Origin of the sequence: Janthinobacterium sp. PSPC3-1 (assembly GCF_049896105.1) — a bacterium.
Taxonomy (GTDB): Bacteria; Pseudomonadota; Gammaproteobacteria; order Burkholderiales; family Burkholderiaceae_D; genus Janthinobacterium.
In genome coordinates this window covers 1-12,950 of the sequence record NZ_JAFCTQ010000071.1, presented here as the reverse complement: position 1 = coordinate 12,950, position 12,950 = coordinate 1, and the positions used below count along the sequence as shown (strand labels likewise).

The 12,950-nt window shown below is 59.0% G+C and carries 23 protein-coding genes and 1 pseudogene; 21 read left to right on the top strand and 3 right to left on the bottom strand.

The annotated features are described in order from the left end of the window. Positions 1-39 precede the first annotated feature (39 nt). The gene (locus tag ACP7B7_RS31210) at positions 40-696 is read left to right on the top strand and encodes a hypothetical protein (protein ID WP_426079295.1); all 657 of its coding nucleotides are present in this window, start codon (positions 40-42) and stop codon (positions 694-696) included. On the opposite strand, the pseudogene ACP7B7_RS31205 reads toward ACP7B7_RS31210, so the two are convergent. From ACP7B7_RS31205 to ACP7B7_RS31195, 3 genes and pseudogenes are all read right to left on the bottom strand, one after another. Continuing rightward, positions 670-1,044 (bottom strand): annotated as a pseudogene (locus ACP7B7_RS31205) (IS5/IS1182 family transposase); the annotation flags it as partial. The gene ACP7B7_RS31210 and the pseudogene ACP7B7_RS31205 overlap by 27 nt on opposite strands. A gap of 55 nt (positions 1,045-1,099) precedes the next feature. After that, positions 1,100-1,426: a hypothetical protein gene (locus tag ACP7B7_RS31200; RefSeq protein ID WP_426079294.1), complete on the bottom strand. Its 327-nt coding sequence runs from the start codon at positions 1,424-1,426 to the stop codon at positions 1,100-1,102. Beyond that, a complete protein-coding gene (locus ACP7B7_RS31195; RefSeq protein WP_426079293.1) occupies positions 1,427-1,846 on the bottom strand; it encodes a hypothetical protein in 420 nt (139 codons plus the stop codon). Between the two features lie 204 nt (positions 1,847-2,050). Between ACP7B7_RS31195 and ACP7B7_RS31190 the strand changes: the two genes are divergently transcribed. The 20 genes from ACP7B7_RS31190 to ACP7B7_RS31095 all read left to right on the top strand — a co-directional run bounded on the left by ACP7B7_RS31190 (position 2,051) and on the right by ACP7B7_RS31095 (position 12,806). After that, entirely contained in the window at positions 2,051-2,245 is a 195-nt protein-coding gene (locus tag ACP7B7_RS31190) for a hypothetical protein (protein ID WP_426079292.1), read from the top strand. Continuing rightward, on the top strand, positions 2,242-3,027 hold the full coding sequence (locus ACP7B7_RS31185) for a DNA adenine methylase (protein ID WP_426079291.1): 786 nt from the start codon (positions 2,242-2,244) through the stop codon (positions 3,025-3,027). Before ACP7B7_RS31190 ends, ACP7B7_RS31185 begins: the two co-directional genes overlap by 4 nt. Next, positions 3,015-3,440, top strand: a complete 426-nt coding sequence (locus ACP7B7_RS31180; protein ID WP_426079290.1) for a hypothetical protein — start codon at positions 3,015-3,017, stop codon at positions 3,438-3,440. Before ACP7B7_RS31185 ends, ACP7B7_RS31180 begins: the two co-directional genes overlap by 13 nt. Beyond that, a complete protein-coding gene (locus ACP7B7_RS31175; protein WP_426079289.1) occupies positions 3,440-3,592 on the top strand; it encodes a hypothetical protein in 153 nt (50 codons plus the stop codon). The genes ACP7B7_RS31180 and ACP7B7_RS31175 overlap by 1 nt, the downstream gene beginning before the upstream one ends. Positions 3,593-3,663: 71 nt before the next feature. Beyond that, positions 3,664-5,412 (top strand): replication endonuclease, encoded by a 1,749-nt coding sequence (locus ACP7B7_RS31170; RefSeq protein WP_426079288.1) that lies wholly within the window; start codon positions 3,664-3,666, stop codon positions 5,410-5,412. Next, positions 5,412-5,564, top strand: coding sequence for a hypothetical protein (locus ACP7B7_RS31165; RefSeq protein ID WP_426079287.1), 153 nt, complete (start codon positions 5,412-5,414; stop codon positions 5,562-5,564). Before ACP7B7_RS31170 ends, ACP7B7_RS31165 begins: the two co-directional genes overlap by 1 nt. Next, positions 5,561-5,719: a hypothetical protein gene (locus ACP7B7_RS31160; RefSeq protein ID WP_426079286.1), complete on the top strand. Its 159-nt coding sequence runs from the start codon at positions 5,561-5,563 to the stop codon at positions 5,717-5,719. The genes ACP7B7_RS31165 and ACP7B7_RS31160 overlap by 4 nt, the downstream gene beginning before the upstream one ends. A gap of 32 nt (positions 5,720-5,751) precedes the next feature. Beyond that, the gene (locus ACP7B7_RS31155; RefSeq protein ID WP_426079285.1) at positions 5,752-6,075 is read left to right on the top strand and encodes a Lar family restriction alleviation protein; all 324 of its coding nucleotides are present in this window, start codon (positions 5,752-5,754) and stop codon (positions 6,073-6,075) included. After that, complete coding sequence (locus tag ACP7B7_RS31150; protein WP_426079284.1) at positions 6,068-6,595, top strand: hypothetical protein; 528 nt, start codon at positions 6,068-6,070, stop codon at positions 6,593-6,595. The genes ACP7B7_RS31155 and ACP7B7_RS31150 overlap by 8 nt, the downstream gene beginning before the upstream one ends. After that, positions 6,582-7,274 carry a hypothetical protein gene (locus ACP7B7_RS31145; protein WP_426079283.1) on the top strand — a complete coding sequence of 231 codons (693 nt, stop codon included), beginning with the start codon at positions 6,582-6,584 and terminating at the stop codon, positions 7,272-7,274. The genes ACP7B7_RS31150 and ACP7B7_RS31145 overlap by 14 nt, the downstream gene beginning before the upstream one ends. 98 nt (positions 7,275-7,372) lie before the next feature. After that, on the top strand, positions 7,373-7,495 hold the full coding sequence (locus ACP7B7_RS31140) for a hypothetical protein (RefSeq protein ID WP_426079282.1): 123 nt from the start codon (positions 7,373-7,375) through the stop codon (positions 7,493-7,495). Positions 7,496-7,539: 44 nt separating this feature from the next. Next, positions 7,540-8,340, top strand: a complete 801-nt coding sequence (locus tag ACP7B7_RS31135; RefSeq protein WP_426079281.1) for a major capsid protein P2 — start codon at positions 7,540-7,542, stop codon at positions 8,338-8,340. Positions 8,341-8,387: 47 nt separating this feature from the next. After that, positions 8,388-8,756, top strand: coding sequence for a hypothetical protein (locus ACP7B7_RS31130; protein WP_426079280.1), 369 nt, complete (start codon positions 8,388-8,390; stop codon positions 8,754-8,756). Further along, on the top strand, positions 8,753-8,965 hold the full coding sequence (locus ACP7B7_RS31125; protein ID WP_426079279.1) for a hypothetical protein: 213 nt from the start codon (positions 8,753-8,755) through the stop codon (positions 8,963-8,965). The genes ACP7B7_RS31130 and ACP7B7_RS31125 overlap by 4 nt, the downstream gene beginning before the upstream one ends. Then, on the top strand, positions 8,905-9,354 hold the full coding sequence (locus tag ACP7B7_RS31120; RefSeq protein ID WP_426079278.1) for a hypothetical protein: 450 nt from the start codon (positions 8,905-8,907) through the stop codon (positions 9,352-9,354). Before ACP7B7_RS31125 ends, ACP7B7_RS31120 begins: the two co-directional genes overlap by 61 nt. Further along, positions 9,351-9,779, top strand: coding sequence for a hypothetical protein (locus ACP7B7_RS31115; RefSeq protein ID WP_426079277.1), 429 nt, complete (start codon positions 9,351-9,353; stop codon positions 9,777-9,779). The genes ACP7B7_RS31120 and ACP7B7_RS31115 overlap by 4 nt, the downstream gene beginning before the upstream one ends. Beyond that, positions 9,779-10,489 (top strand): hypothetical protein, encoded by a 711-nt coding sequence (locus tag ACP7B7_RS31110; protein ID WP_426079276.1) that lies wholly within the window; start codon positions 9,779-9,781, stop codon positions 10,487-10,489. The genes ACP7B7_RS31115 and ACP7B7_RS31110 overlap by 1 nt, the downstream gene beginning before the upstream one ends. Continuing rightward, positions 10,486-11,844, top strand: coding sequence for a hypothetical protein (locus ACP7B7_RS31105; protein WP_426079275.1), 1,359 nt, complete (start codon positions 10,486-10,488; stop codon positions 11,842-11,844). The genes ACP7B7_RS31110 and ACP7B7_RS31105 overlap by 4 nt, the downstream gene beginning before the upstream one ends. Before the next feature lie 30 nt (positions 11,845-11,874). Then, a complete protein-coding gene (locus ACP7B7_RS31100; protein ID WP_426079274.1) occupies positions 11,875-12,468 on the top strand; it encodes a glycoside hydrolase family 104 protein in 594 nt (197 codons plus the stop codon). A gap of 23 nt (positions 12,469-12,491) precedes the next feature. Continuing rightward, positions 12,492-12,806, top strand: a complete 315-nt coding sequence (locus ACP7B7_RS31095) for a hypothetical protein (RefSeq protein WP_426079273.1) — start codon at positions 12,492-12,494, stop codon at positions 12,804-12,806. The last annotated feature ends 144 nt before the right edge of the window (positions 12,807-12,950 follow it).

The following is a 12,950-nucleotide window of genomic DNA, read 5'->3' as shown; positions in this document are numbered from 1 at the left end:
AAGACTGCGACCTCAACTGAACCTATCGTGTGAAGTTACTTGACCTCCGGGAGGCGTCCATATAAGCGGTTCCCTAGTGTTGGAATTAATTTACATCACAATCCCAATTTTTGTACACCTGATGATCTGAAAAATTCCAGCCTATTGCATCGAGTTGAAAATTTTTCGATTCAAGTAACAGAGCAGGAAATTGAAAATATCCTTAGTGCAGGAGACGACACTAAAGGAATGACAGCGGTCACAAACAATCTACTAGAGGCGGCAAGAAGAATATATCCCAAAATATTGAACTTGCAGAATATTATCGAAGCTTCAGTAAATTTTCCAAAAATGGATTTTGAGCTTGCTGCTGCTTATAAAAATTCTGGCTATCTAGACTACTGGAGAACGCAAGAAGAAAAATATCCTTGGAGGTACGAAACTTCGGCGATGCTTTCTATGCATGATAATTTGAAAGGTATCGGCCTATTAGATGAACTCATTAATTACTGTGAGGGCACGCTTAGTGATGACAAGAATGGAGCTTTCCTACATTGGTATAAACAAGCCGCCGCATTTAAAGACCTTTATAGAAAATTTCCAAGGGAAGTTTTGAGGTTAGAGTTAGAGCCTTATACCAATCTATGTAATCAACATGATCGACGAATATCAGTTATTGAGCAATTGAAGGAAGAAAAAGGACTTCAATTTTCTTGACTGGTGCATTTTCGGATCGCGCTTGCCGTTCTTGGTCGACGGTGGCGCGGCGATCAGCGTAGCGTCGACGATAGTGCCTTCGCGCATCATCAAGCCTTTCTCGGCCAAGTGCCCGTTAATCGTGTCGAAGATCTCGCGCGTCAGCCCCTTGGCTTCAAGCAGGTGGCGGAACTTCAGCAAGGTCGTCGCTTCCGGCGCCGATTCGCGGCCCAGGTCGATGCCGACGAAAGTACTATGCAGCTTGCCACACGGCGTTACGCTGTCTATCTCAGAGAGGAAACGGTCACGCCGCGTCAGCTTCTTCTTGGTACTACGGCAATAAAGCGAAACCCTTCCTTCCCCAAGCACGTCATTTTACATAATATAAATTCTCGTTGTCATTCGGCTAAAATTTAAACTGCTGCTACCGGGGGAGTGCGAGACTCCGTACCGATTTAGCGTGTGGCAGCAGTGACAGAAAACCCTCAATTCGAGCAAAAAGGGCGGTCCATACCTCCTTTGCCTGATCTGACTTGGCGCGCTCGGCATGAGATGCGATCAGCGGTTCCGCTGGGTCGATGCCCAATATCTCAGCGACGGCTATAGCTCGGTCCTCGCCAAGCGTGCGTTTACCTGCGCGGTATTCGCTGACGTCCTGCTTAGAGACGCCCCAGTATTTTGCCAGCGCGTAATCGCTTGGCAGGCCCAAAGCGGTCTTAACCGCATCCAGGTATTCAGCAGTAGTTTTCACTTATAGCCCCTTGCACATGATGATTGTTGTATTTGAGTCCGTCCTGAATGTACGGGCATCGGTATTGCCAACCGAATTTAGCTGTGCCTGCACGTTCGCAATCCCCTCCGAGACGATCACCCCATACACTTCCTGATTGCCGTTGCCATTGTTCATAAACAGAAGAGGCTCGTTGGCATACCCGAAAACGCTTTTTACAGTCATGCCGTAAGCCGTCAGCCGCTTAAGAAGCTTCGGCCTGAAATGATTAATTGAGCCGGTTTGTTCGACCTGCGCAGGCTTTGGATTGATCAGGCGATTTTGAATAAGTGGCTCGAAGAACGACCTAACCGACATGCCGCATGACACATCAATTTCATCGACTGCCGACGCGGAAAGCGGCAGCAGGAAAGTCAGCGCGAGTGCGCATTTTTTGAGCATTTATCCTCCCCAGGAATTGTAGATTACGAGAGTAGTCGTTTTTTGAACGACTATCAAGGTCATACAAGTTCCTTGACTAGTCGGAATAAAACCGACTAAAGTGCGTCTTGTCGAGCGGTAATTCCTTCTGCTCCCCAGGCAATGCCGCTTCGCGGGCCGCTTGACTCCTTTGCCGGGGATGCATAAACGCCTGGGGAGGCCAGCATGTCCGAAACAATTTATTACAAAACAATCAAAATTTCCACGGGTGCATTTGTCCAGATCGAAATGGCCATCCGCCTGGAAATCGCCGTGCTGGAGCACCGCGTTGACCGCGCCCACCCAGATGCCACCTTCCGCCGTATCGACGTGATGCGCCTGGCCGAACTGCGCGCCGCCCTGGTGGAATTCACGGCATGAAGTACCCGGGCGGCAAAGGCGGCGCAGGCGTCTTCCAAACCATCATCAACCTGATTCCACCGCATCGCGTCTACATCGAGGCGTTCGCGGGCGGCGCCAATATCTACGAGCGGAAAAGTCCTGCAGTATCGTCATTTCTGATCGAGCGCGACCCGGCACAGGCCGCCGTTTTGCGGTCGACCATCGCCGCCGCTGGCGATGATCGAGCAACCGTCATCAATGACGATGCGATATCGATGCTGAAAAGCCACCAGTGGTCCGGCGATGAATTCGTCTACCTCGATCCGCCATACGTGCTGTCCACCCGCACCAAAAAATCGATCTACGCCTATGAAATGACCGATGCCGACCACCGGGATCTGCTCTCGCTGCTTATGACGATAAGCGATCGCGGCGTGCGCTTCATGCTGTCCGGGTACCGCAACGACATTTATGACGAGTTCGCCGAAAGCGAGGGCTGGCACCGTGTCGACTTCCAGGCCATGACGCGGGGCGGCGTGCGCACCGAGTCGGTATGGATGAACTACGAGGCGCCGGCAGTCATCGCCGATTACACCTATGTCGGCAAAGACTTCCGGGAGCGCGAGCGCATCAAGCGCAAGACGGCTCGCTGGATACGGCGATTGGAGCAGCTGCCGGCGATCGAACGTGCTTCGCTGTTTTCGGCGATGCGAGATCTTGAAACGGCGATGCTGGCCGCTACCGGCGCAAATGACGATGCCCGATCGAGCGCATCGAGCAGCGCCATAAATGGCGATGAGGTACCCGCATGCAATACCTGACCAAAGAATTGGCGGCCGTCGCCGCCGTCGCCGGCCCCCAGCTGACCAGCGCGGAATTGGAAACTCAAAAATATCTGGCCGAATTCGCGGTGGTTTGCGCCCAGGTAGAGGCCACCCCCCGCGAGTTGCGCATGGAGCGCGCCGCCGCCGTGCTGGCGACGATCGCCACGCCGGCAGACGTTGAGGCCGTGCGCGCCGCGTATTGGATGCGCTTGCCGCTGGCCGCCCGCATGGTGGCCGTCATGTCGGCGCGCATGCCGAAGGAGCGCGCCAGCGATGCCCTGTGCAAGTTCGATGCGCTGGAGCGTGGTCGCATATGGTGCGAGGTCGCCAAGCTGCGCGCCCAGTTGGAAATCGCGCAGAAATGCATGAACGGCGGGCGCATGCCGGCGCCGGCTGGCGGGGTGCATTGATGAGCGCGCTGTGGGTATGGGTGGTGGGCATGGTGCTGCTTTTTTTGTTGCTGGTGTTGACGCTCGTTTTGGAGCATGCGCGAGGCGAAAGAGAAAGCGAACGATATCACGCGGAAAAAATGGAACGGATCAGGGCCAGGAGCGACATGTGATACCGCTACGGTCAGCATGGCGGCAAGGGCCGGCGAAATTGCCGCACCAGCAGATGGGCATACCATCGCGCATGGCCGCCGCGGTCAATCGCATGTTCGGCGGCCTGAACGTGCCGCGCCAGCGCGTGGTCGATGCCGTGCTGGCCGACGACCAGCGCTTGCCGCTGGCCGACCAATACGGCGCCATGACCGGGCCGGGCGCGATATCGACCGCCGCATTGCAGGCCGCCCGCGAGTGCTACGAGGTCTGCTCCCGCCTGCATGACGCGCACGCCATCAAGGCTGCGATCGATGCAATCTGCCAACGGCGCGGCGTGCTGCCGCCTGACGACAAGAAGACCATCGGCGGCTACATCGCGCGCACCGCTGACCATGCGTGGTGGCGCCGCGCACTGCGCAAGGAATTGATGCGCCGCTTCGAACACACCTCGATCCAGCTGGGCCTAACACATGTGCGCGCTGATCCGTATGTCAGCCGCGAAACGTGCCTGGCGCAGGCGGCGCAAAACGAGGCCAATCAAAAGGCGCTTGCCGCCGTCACGGCCACCAATGAAAACGGCGACGTCTATACCCTGGCCGAACTGGCCGCCCTGGGCATGGGCAATAAAACGCTCCGCCGTGGCGAATTGATGCTGCGCATTCGGGGCTTCGAAGAGGTGGCGGACAAAATGCGCCACGTCGGCATGTTCTGGACAATCACTTGCCCCAGCAAATATCACTCGGTGGGCGGCACGAACGCGAAATACACGGAGTTCGGCAGTCCCACGCCGCGCGATGCGCAGGCCTATCTGGCCGACGCCTGGAAGCGCATCAGATCGGCGCTGCACCGGCGCGGTATCCGGCCGTATGGCTTTCGCATCGCCGAGCCGCACACGGACGGATGCCCACACTGGCACATGCTGCTGTTTGTCACGCCTGAGCATCAGAAAATGATGGAGTTGATCATAACCATCTACGCCATGCGCGAGGATGGCAGCGAGGCCGGCGCCGTGCAAAACCGCGTCAAGCTGGTGCGGATCGAGGCCGGCAAAGGTACTGCTGCCGGCTACATCGCCAAATACGTCAGCAAGAACATCGACGGCGCCGGGGTAGGGGACCACAAGGTTTTCGAGGATGGCGGCACGTACATCATCGCGCCCGACCTGTTCGGCAACATGGAATTCACGGCCTCCCAGCGCGTCACGTACTGGTCACAGGTGTGGGGCATTCGTCAGTTCCAGCAGATCGGCGGCGTGCCGGTGGGCGTGTGGCGCGAGTTCCGCCGCCTGTCGGCGGAATCGGTGCGCAATGCGCCTGAGCCCATCCGCGAGGCCTACCAGGCCGCGCAGAAAGTCGAGTCCGACAATCCCGCAATCGCCCAGCGCGCCGACTTCGCCCGTTTCATACGGGCCATGGGCGGCCCCACCGTGGGCCGTCAGGCCACGATCCAGCTTGCGAAGCGGGTAGAGGACGTCGAAGGGCGCTATGAGCAGGTAGAGGCGCACAGGCCGGTTGGCGTGTATCTGGCGGCGCAGCCGCATGCGGTCTATGAGTCCACCCGCTACCGCTGGACGATAGACCGGGCCGGGGTGGCCCTTGCCGTTCCTCGGACTGGTGTAAATAACTGTTCGCCAGCACCCTGGACGCGCATCCAGCCGACCACGAAAAATAAAAATTTTGCTCCGGCCTTCGATGCTGGCCGGAGTTTTCACCCTGACACCGGCGTGCCGGTGGAGCGGGTAGACCAGCTGGCGCAGTACCGGCGCCACAAGAAACGCCCAGCGGGCGCGCCCAGCGCCCATTTGCTGCACTTGCAGCGCAAATATCCAGAGGGGCATTGATGCCGAATACAGAAAAAGGCCTGGCGCTCGAGCGCAAGGCTGTAGCGCTTTACCAGCAGTACGGGTTTTTATTGCCGGGCCCGGCGAAAGAGTTTTTCCGCGAACTGGCAATTCACTTGCAATGGCAACACCTGAAGAAAGCGACAAAATGACCAATCGAAGCCCCTACATGAGCAAGAAGGACGCTGCCACCTACGAGGACAGTACCTTTGTCAACCAGACCCCCGCGCAGGCCCAGGCGGCGGCCGCCAAGCGCCAGGAAGAGGCGGCGAAGGCTGCTGCTGCTGCCGATAAACCAAAAAAATAACAAGCCGGCCCTTCGGGGCCGCAAGGGATTCCATGAAAAAAACAGCAATCGGGCATGTGAATTGCCCTGTCTGCGGCTTTGCCGATGCAGAGGTAAAGGAGGACAAAAACGTCCACGCCTACATTCATTGCACCGACTGCAACGCGCAGACATTCACCCGCAATGCCTTCCGTGACGGCCAGTTGCGTAAGCGCATGCGGCCTGTAACGGTAACGGTAGCGGATACCGTTACAGCGCCGGCTACCGTACCGGAACCGGCAGCACCGGTAACGCCACCGGCGCCACCACCAGCGCCGCCACCGGCCAAGCGCGCGGCGTGGTTCACACCGATCCTTGCGGGGGTGGCCGATGCCTGACCTGAACGAAGAACAGGGCGGCAAGCCGGCGGCGCTCGATCCGAACGACCCGCTCGACCGCATCGCCATGGAGGCGGCCGGCGACGAGGCGGCCGCCAGCCAAGCGGAACAGGACTTCCTCCATCCGCCGGATGAAAACGCCATCGATCCGGCGCAGACCTGGGCGCAGATACCGCTGATGTTCGGGCGCCTGATCAGCATGGCGATGCCGGAACTGCACGGCGTGTACACCCCCGACAAGTGCCTGGCATGGGGGCAGGGCATGGCGGCGGTCGCCGACAAGTACGACTGGGACGCTGGCGCCACCATTGCGCGATTCGGGCCGGAAATCGCCCTGTGCGTCGCCAGCGTGCCGCTGGTGCTGCCGACTGTGGCCGCCATCCGCGCGCGCCAGGCCGCGAAGGCAGAGGCGGCGGAGGCCCAGCAGCCGGAAAAGGATATCGATCCGGATACCGGCGATGTGGTCGAGCAGGGCAACCCTATGCACCAGAAACCGGGGAATTTCAGTGAGCGAGTCTAAAACATCACAAGGGACGAAAAACAAGGCCAATATCATCGCGGTGATTGGTGCGTCCGGGACCGGCAAAAGCTCCTTCATCAAGGGGGAACTTTTGCGGTCGTATAGCCGGCTGCTGGTCTGGTCGCCGCTGGAAAAGTCCGACAAATACGGCAGCTTCTGCCAGGGCGTGGTGGTGACCGGCAAAATCTCCGAACTGGTGGCCCAGGTCAAAGCCGGCGCGAAGGCGATCGTCTACGTGCCGACTGGCAAGGATAGTGAGGTCAAAATTCAATTCGATCGGTTTTGCCGCATCGTTTGGGAGCTTGAGAACGCCACCGTGCTGGTCGAGGAGTTGAGCCGCGTGACCATGCCCAGCTGGTCGCCGCCTGCATGGCGCAATCTGTCGACCGCTGGCCGCCATCAGGGTTTGACCATCATCGGCACGTCCCAGCGCCCGGCCAATATCGACAAGGATTTCCTGGGCAACTGCACGCAGTTGCGGTGCTACGGCCTCAATTACGACGGCGACGCCAAGGTAATGGCTGATGCATTAGGCCTGCAAATCACCTATGAGCCAGGCGCTGGCGGAAAGCCTGTGGCGATAAAGCCGCACCGGCTCTTGCGGGATTTGCCTAATTTTCACTTTTTTCATAAAAATCCTGACAAAACAGTGCGCCAGGGCGTCAACAAATCCCTGTAACGGTATGGGTACCGGTAACAGCCTATTTGCGATAGCGGCCCCGTGCCGCAGCATTGGCCCTGTTGAATCGATTACCCCATAACCACCAGGACCAGACCATGAACAAAGCAACCATGCATACCGCGCTGATCGCGCTGGCCGCCTTCGCAGCCGTGTACATCATGCAGAAAAAAGTTTTCGCTATCCCTGGCGTCGGCCCGTATCTGCCAGGCGGCCAGTAAGCACGTCGCGGTGCACCCAGTAACCCAATTCAGGACAGAAAAACATGAGTTCCAATAAAGACCAGCTGATCGACATTCAAAACGTCCACCCGGGCGCCACCGCCGTGCTGAAAGTGTCGTATAACGCCACCTTCGACAAGATTCATTTGCAGCTGACTGGCGGCCTCACCAAGTCGAACGTCGGCCGCATTGAAGGCAAGGCGAACGGCGTCACGTTCTTTGTCGATGATGGCGCGCTGATCGGCGTGCGCGATGCCTACCAGGGCGTGTTTGTCGATGCGAACGTCATCACGCTGGACTTTACCGAACCAAACACCCGGGGCGGCGCCGCCGCGCAGTATCTGGCCTCCGTACCGCGCAACCAGCTGAACAGCTTGACTTTCGAAGTTGAGATCAAGGCCGGCGCCGCCGCGTCGAGCGGTATCTCGGTCGACTCGGAATTCCGCGATCCGACGCCAAACCCGTTCATCCTGCGCCGCAAGGACTTCAACGCGCCGCTGTCGCTGGCCGGCGAAAACGATTTGATGCTGCCAGCAGCCGTCAACGGTGGCTTGATCAAGCGCATCTGGATTCACAACACGGGCAACGTGACCAAAGCGGAACTGCGCACCAACGGCACGCCACGCATTCGTGCAGCAGTGGGCAGCATCGCCTACATGCAAAAGCGCAACCGCTTGGTGCCGCAGGCAAACCTGCTGGTGCTCGACTTCATTGAAGACGGCAACCTGATGAACATGCTCAACACTGCCCAGGTGGTGGAGTGCCTGTTGCGCCTGACCACCTCGGCGCCCGACAGCGTGAAAATCTTCATTGACTATGTGGATGACCTGAAAAAGCTGTCGTAACCAGGCCGCCCGGCCGCGCCGGGCTTATCACATAGCAAGGAATCATCATGGCGTCATTCAATGAATATTTCGGGATCGGGGGTACGGACTACTCCACGTCCCTCGGCTTCGGCGGCAATGACTACTCGCCAATCTACGGCGATGTGTCGAACGGCGCGCAGGATATGCAGCCGTCTACCAGCACCGGCAACGGCTCGGGCGTCTTCCTCGATACCAGCACGCAAAACGCCATCTTCGGCACGCTCACCAACGTGTTGAACTACGCGCTCAAGCGTGACCAGATCAAGATGCAGGCCGGCCTGGCGCAGCCGCAGCAGCAGGCCCAGGCGCAGATCCAGTACGTGCAGACCAAAAATAACAACATGCTGGTGTGGGCTGGGCTGGGCCTGGCCGCGCTGTGGATCATGAACAAATGATGCCCGCACTGCCTCCATTGCAGCTGTCCGCATCGTCCGGGGCCAATGCCGACGCAAAGGGCGGCTACCAAGGTAGCGGCGGCGGCATCAGTTCCGGTGACTGGAATGTCAATCAAGGTAGCGGCGATCAAGGGATGACGAGCAAAACATGGATGATGGTCGCAGCAGCCGGGGCGGTGGCGTTCCTGCTCTTCAAGAAAAAGCACTGATCCGCCCGGGCGTGCTGGACGACGCCGCGCGCGCCGCCTATGCCGCCGCCTACACGGCCAGCCGAGATACCAGCGGCGGGCTCGGGAGCATGGACGCCGGCCTGTCCGGCGCCGCGCTGTTCGAAGTGGTGCTGGCCGGTGAAATCGTCTGCCGCTACGCCCTACGTATCGAACAATGCACGAACGGGGCTGAACTGATCATCGTAGCGGCCGCTGGCGGCGTCCGTGGCGTCGATCTGGTGGCAAGTGTCCTGCCGCACGTTGAAACGCAAGGGCCGGGCGCTGAGCGCATCACACTGCGCACCAGACGCCGGGGGCTGGTCCGAAAATTATTAAAACAAGGGTGGGCGCTTGACGCCTACTGCATGGGAAAGCGCCTGAAAAAATGAGCACCAGCAAAGCAAAAACGGACGCCAGCCAGACGCAAATACAGGAGTCGCCGGATAACCGCATCGTGGCGGCCACCGACTCTGTCAACCTGGTCGCAAACAAATCCAGCTTCGGCAATGTCAGCATCAGCCAGACCGACCATGGCGCGGTCGACAGCAGCTTCAAATTTGCCGACTCTGTATCGAGCAAGGCGTTTAACTTCGCGGAATTCATCAGCGCTGGCGCCGCCAATGAACTGGCGGCCAGTGCAGCCAGCCAGGCGGCCACCACCAAGACGGCCATGCAATCGGTACAGGACGCCTACAAGGATTCGGACAACAAAATCGCCGCCGCCTATGAAACCAGCAAAGCCGGTGAGCAAAAAATCATGGTGGCCGGCGCGCTGGCCCTGGTCGCCCTGGTGGCATTCAAAGGAATCCGATAATGGCCTATTACGCACTGCGCCTACAGGCCGGCGTGCCGTACACCCACAACGTGGCCGGCAAACTGATCCTGCTGGACTCGACCGGCGACGCTGATGGCGTCGATATCGCCACCATTCGCAACGGCACGCCACAAAGCACCATGCCGATGCGCAAAGCCGCATTCCGCCTGGTAGAGGCCTACGACGGCGTGATGCTGACGGCGGCCGTCACCACCACAGTCGGCATTTTCCTGTCGTTTGAGGATGTACAGCTGGGCGTCGCGGACGGCGCTGCCGTCAAGGTGCCAGAGGGCGTCAACATCACCAATGCCGACCCGATCCCGGTGGAATTCGCCGGCACCGTGGCGCCCGTGCTGGGCATGGTCACAATCGACAACACCAATGCGGAAGCGATCCCGATGGTGCAGCAGCCGGGTGCGACGTTCGCGGTATCCAATGTCCCGTGTTCCGCCATCGTCAACCTGGCGCCAGTGAGCGCCGGCCTGGCCGCAGTCGCCCTGGTCGCTGACGCTACCCTGCGCCGGCTGCGCGTGCGCAACGGCCACGCCACGGCCACCATCGCCATTGGTGGCGCTGGCGTCACGCTGGCCGGCGCGGCGGTCGTGCTGCTACCTGGCGACGTCTGGAACGAGACGGACGCCGCTGGCGCGGCCTGGTACGTGGTCAGCGATACGGCGGCCACGCCGGTACAAATGCAAGGACTAAAATGAGCGGCCTGATATCTGCGGCATTGGCGCGGCTGAAAGCGGCGATGGCCGCGCCCTACGGATCGGCGATCATCGGGTTTATTCAGGCCGGCATTGGCGCCCGATCCCGGACGGCGCAGGACAAATTACGCGAAACGCTGTCGTCGGAGGATTATTTTCTAGCTGGCGAGGTGGATTCGACAGGGCAATTACAACGCGCGATTGATGCGGCGATGGCGGCGGGAAAGCGCCGTGTGGTGATGAATACGCCGCATACACTGTCGGGGCGCGTAGTGATCGCATCCAACGCAAATCCCCTAATTGTGGATGGGCAGGGCAATAAGGTGATCCTATCGAGCGACGCGGGCGGGTTCACGATTAAGGGCATGCACCAAACATTGCGGTCTATGGAGTTCAGCCAGGAAAGTACCTCGATACGTGCCACGGCGGTCAAGGTCACGGCCGACACCGAATTTCCAAACACTCAGCATACAAGGCTGGAATATCTGCGCGGAAAAGACGTATACCGGGGCGTTGACGCCACTATGCCAGGATCCAGTACGGTTTGTTACCGGACGCGGGTAATCGAATGCGATTGGGAAAATTTCTACAATCAAAAGACCTGGGCCGGAAGTTTTGGTGTGTCGTTCACCGGTCCAGTTTCTGGCGATGCTGCAGGCAACGATTCGAAAATCATTGGCGGCATTATCAAGGGCTACGAGACTAACGTCATCGTGCAAAACAGCGTCGCAACGGAGATTATCGGCGTGTCGCTCGATGGCGCCGCCGTGGCCGTGCGATATGACGGTAGTTCGGAAATGAAAATCATCGGTGGCTATATCGAATACAACACCACCATTTTTGAACTGCTCAATATGCCATACGGCTTGACGGTATCAGGACCGACCATAGCCAATTACACAAACTACGCGATTGGCAATATTTACCCGGGAACCTTCCGGGGTGATGCACCGCTGGGCGGGTTTGTCGGCGGGGCGGTCGATATGGTCTCTGGCAGCTGGAACAGCAAGGGCGATACGGGTGTGGTGGAGTCGTATGCAGCCAATGGCGTGCGTATCGGCGCGCTCGACAAAATCACCAAGTGTGCACCGATAAGGGGCGTGTTCAGCCAGGTGACAACGGTTTCATTTGGCAACATCGCCTCAGGTGGCTCAGCAACAATCAACTTGTCCATGCTAGGTGTGACGGCAAATAGCGCGGTCGTCGTGACGGCCATGAACGGATCGCTGCCAAACGCACTGTTGCACTTTTTTGGTGCGCCTGGCGGGGATACCGTGACTGTATTTTGTACCAACCCTGGCTCGATAGCATTGACCGCGAATAACGTGCAACTGCGAATCGTCGTGATGGCGTTCTAGCCCATGCATGCCAGATACATCGTGATAGGAATGGCCGCCGCCGCCCTGCTGCTCTGGCTGCAGGCCGGGCAGGGCGGGGCGGATGACGGCGACGCAGACTATCAGGCGCCTGATTTATTTGACCAGGCAGACGCACTTTTTCAGGAATTTACCGATATGAATTCGAACGTTTCACCAGAGCAGCAGGGCCGCAACCTGGCCGCGTTCATGCGGGCAATCCGCGTGGGCGAGGGGACGCTGGGGCCAGATGGATACCGCACCATCGTCGGCGGCAGCTTGTTTGACGACTATTCCGACCATCCGCGGGTGAAAATCTGGATACCGCGGATCAACGATTATTCCACCGCTGCCGGAGCCTATCAGATCATCCAGCGCACATGGAATGGCGTGCAGGCAAAGCTGGGTCTTCCAGATTTCAGCCCGGCCAGCCAGGACCGCGCGTGCGTTGAACTGATCCGTCAGCGTGGCGGCCTGCGCCTGGCGCAGAACGGCCAGTTTGCCGCCGCCGTCGAGAAGTGCAAAAAGGAATGGGCCAGCTTGCCCGGCGCCGGCTACGGCCAGCGTGAAGAGTCGCTGGCGCGGTTGCAGGCCGAATATATCAACGCAGGGGGAGTACTCGCGTGAAAAAACAGGATATTCAGGATCTCATGATGGGCGCCGCCGTGGTCGTCGTCGGCTTCATGCTGTACAAGCAGTTCAAGACGCCGGCAGCGGGGGCAGGTAGTGGCATCGTCGGCGGCGTCATGGTGGGCGGCCAGGTGGGCGGCTACTACGATCCGATGCTGGGCGCGCCATATAACCCTGAAACCGTCGCCGGCCGCATGGGCCTTGCCGACCTGTGGAGCGGCATTAGCAATACTGACTGGCTGGGCGGCGGTACGGATTACCTGGCGAGCATCAGTAGTCCACTGCTGGGCGGCAAACAGCCGGATAGCATCGTCAAACCGGGATGGTGGAACTGATGGGCGAACATAAATTCATGCTCATTGGCGTGGCGGTGGCCGCCGTCGCGCTCCTGATACTGGTAAAAAAAAAGGTTCTTCGCGGGGAATGGGGGAAGACGGGGTTGACGATCTGAGCGGGAGGTGGCGGCGGTGGCCTGATGT

Bases quoted from the DNA above. Each gene is read 5' to 3' on its own strand.
- ACP7B7_RS31195 (WP_426079293.1), bottom strand. From the start codon at position 1,846: ATGCTCAAAAAATGCGCACTCGCGCTGACTTTCCTGCTGCCGCTTTCC.
- ACP7B7_RS31190 (WP_426079292.1), top strand. From the start codon at position 2,051: ATGTCCGAAACAATTTATTACAAAACAATCAAAATTTCCACGGGTGCA.
- ACP7B7_RS31185 (WP_426079291.1), top strand. From the start codon at position 2,242: ATGAAGTACCCGGGCGGCAAAGGCGGCGCAGGCGTCTTCCAAACCATC.
- ACP7B7_RS31180 (WP_426079290.1), top strand. From the start codon at position 3,015: ATGCAATACCTGACCAAAGAATTGGCGGCCGTCGCCGCCGTCGCCGGC.
- ACP7B7_RS31175 (WP_426079289.1), top strand. From the start codon at position 3,440: ATGAGCGCGCTGTGGGTATGGGTGGTGGGCATGGTGCTGCTTTTTTTG.
- ACP7B7_RS31170 (WP_426079288.1), top strand. From the start codon at position 3,664: ATGGCCGCCGCGGTCAATCGCATGTTCGGCGGCCTGAACGTGCCGCGC.
- ACP7B7_RS31165 (WP_426079287.1), top strand. From the start codon at position 5,412: ATGCCGAATACAGAAAAAGGCCTGGCGCTCGAGCGCAAGGCTGTAGCG.
- ACP7B7_RS31160 (WP_426079286.1), top strand. From the start codon at position 5,561: ATGACCAATCGAAGCCCCTACATGAGCAAGAAGGACGCTGCCACCTAC.
- ACP7B7_RS31155 (WP_426079285.1), top strand. From the start codon at position 5,752: ATGAAAAAAACAGCAATCGGGCATGTGAATTGCCCTGTCTGCGGCTTT.
- ACP7B7_RS31150 (WP_426079284.1), top strand. From the start codon at position 6,068: ATGCCTGACCTGAACGAAGAACAGGGCGGCAAGCCGGCGGCGCTCGAT.
- ACP7B7_RS31140 (WP_426079282.1), top strand. From the start codon at position 7,373: ATGAACAAAGCAACCATGCATACCGCGCTGATCGCGCTGGCCGCCTTC.
- ACP7B7_RS31135 (WP_426079281.1), top strand. From the start codon at position 7,540: ATGAGTTCCAATAAAGACCAGCTGATCGACATTCAAAACGTCCACCCG.
- ACP7B7_RS31130 (WP_426079280.1), top strand. From the start codon at position 8,388: ATGGCGTCATTCAATGAATATTTCGGGATCGGGGGTACGGACTACTCC.
- ACP7B7_RS31125 (WP_426079279.1), top strand. From the start codon at position 8,753: ATGATGCCCGCACTGCCTCCATTGCAGCTGTCCGCATCGTCCGGGGCC.
- ACP7B7_RS31120 (WP_426079278.1), top strand. From the start codon at position 8,905: ATGGATGATGGTCGCAGCAGCCGGGGCGGTGGCGTTCCTGCTCTTCAA.
- ACP7B7_RS31115 (WP_426079277.1), top strand. From the start codon at position 9,351: ATGAGCACCAGCAAAGCAAAAACGGACGCCAGCCAGACGCAAATACAG.
- ACP7B7_RS31110 (WP_426079276.1), top strand. From the start codon at position 9,779: ATGGCCTATTACGCACTGCGCCTACAGGCCGGCGTGCCGTACACCCAC.
- ACP7B7_RS31105 (WP_426079275.1), top strand. From the start codon at position 10,486: ATGAGCGGCCTGATATCTGCGGCATTGGCGCGGCTGAAAGCGGCGATG.
- ACP7B7_RS31100 (WP_426079274.1), top strand. From the start codon at position 11,875: ATGGCCGCCGCCGCCCTGCTGCTCTGGCTGCAGGCCGGGCAGGGCGGG.
- ACP7B7_RS31095 (WP_426079273.1), top strand. From the start codon at position 12,492: ATGATGGGCGCCGCCGTGGTCGTCGTCGGCTTCATGCTGTACAAGCAG.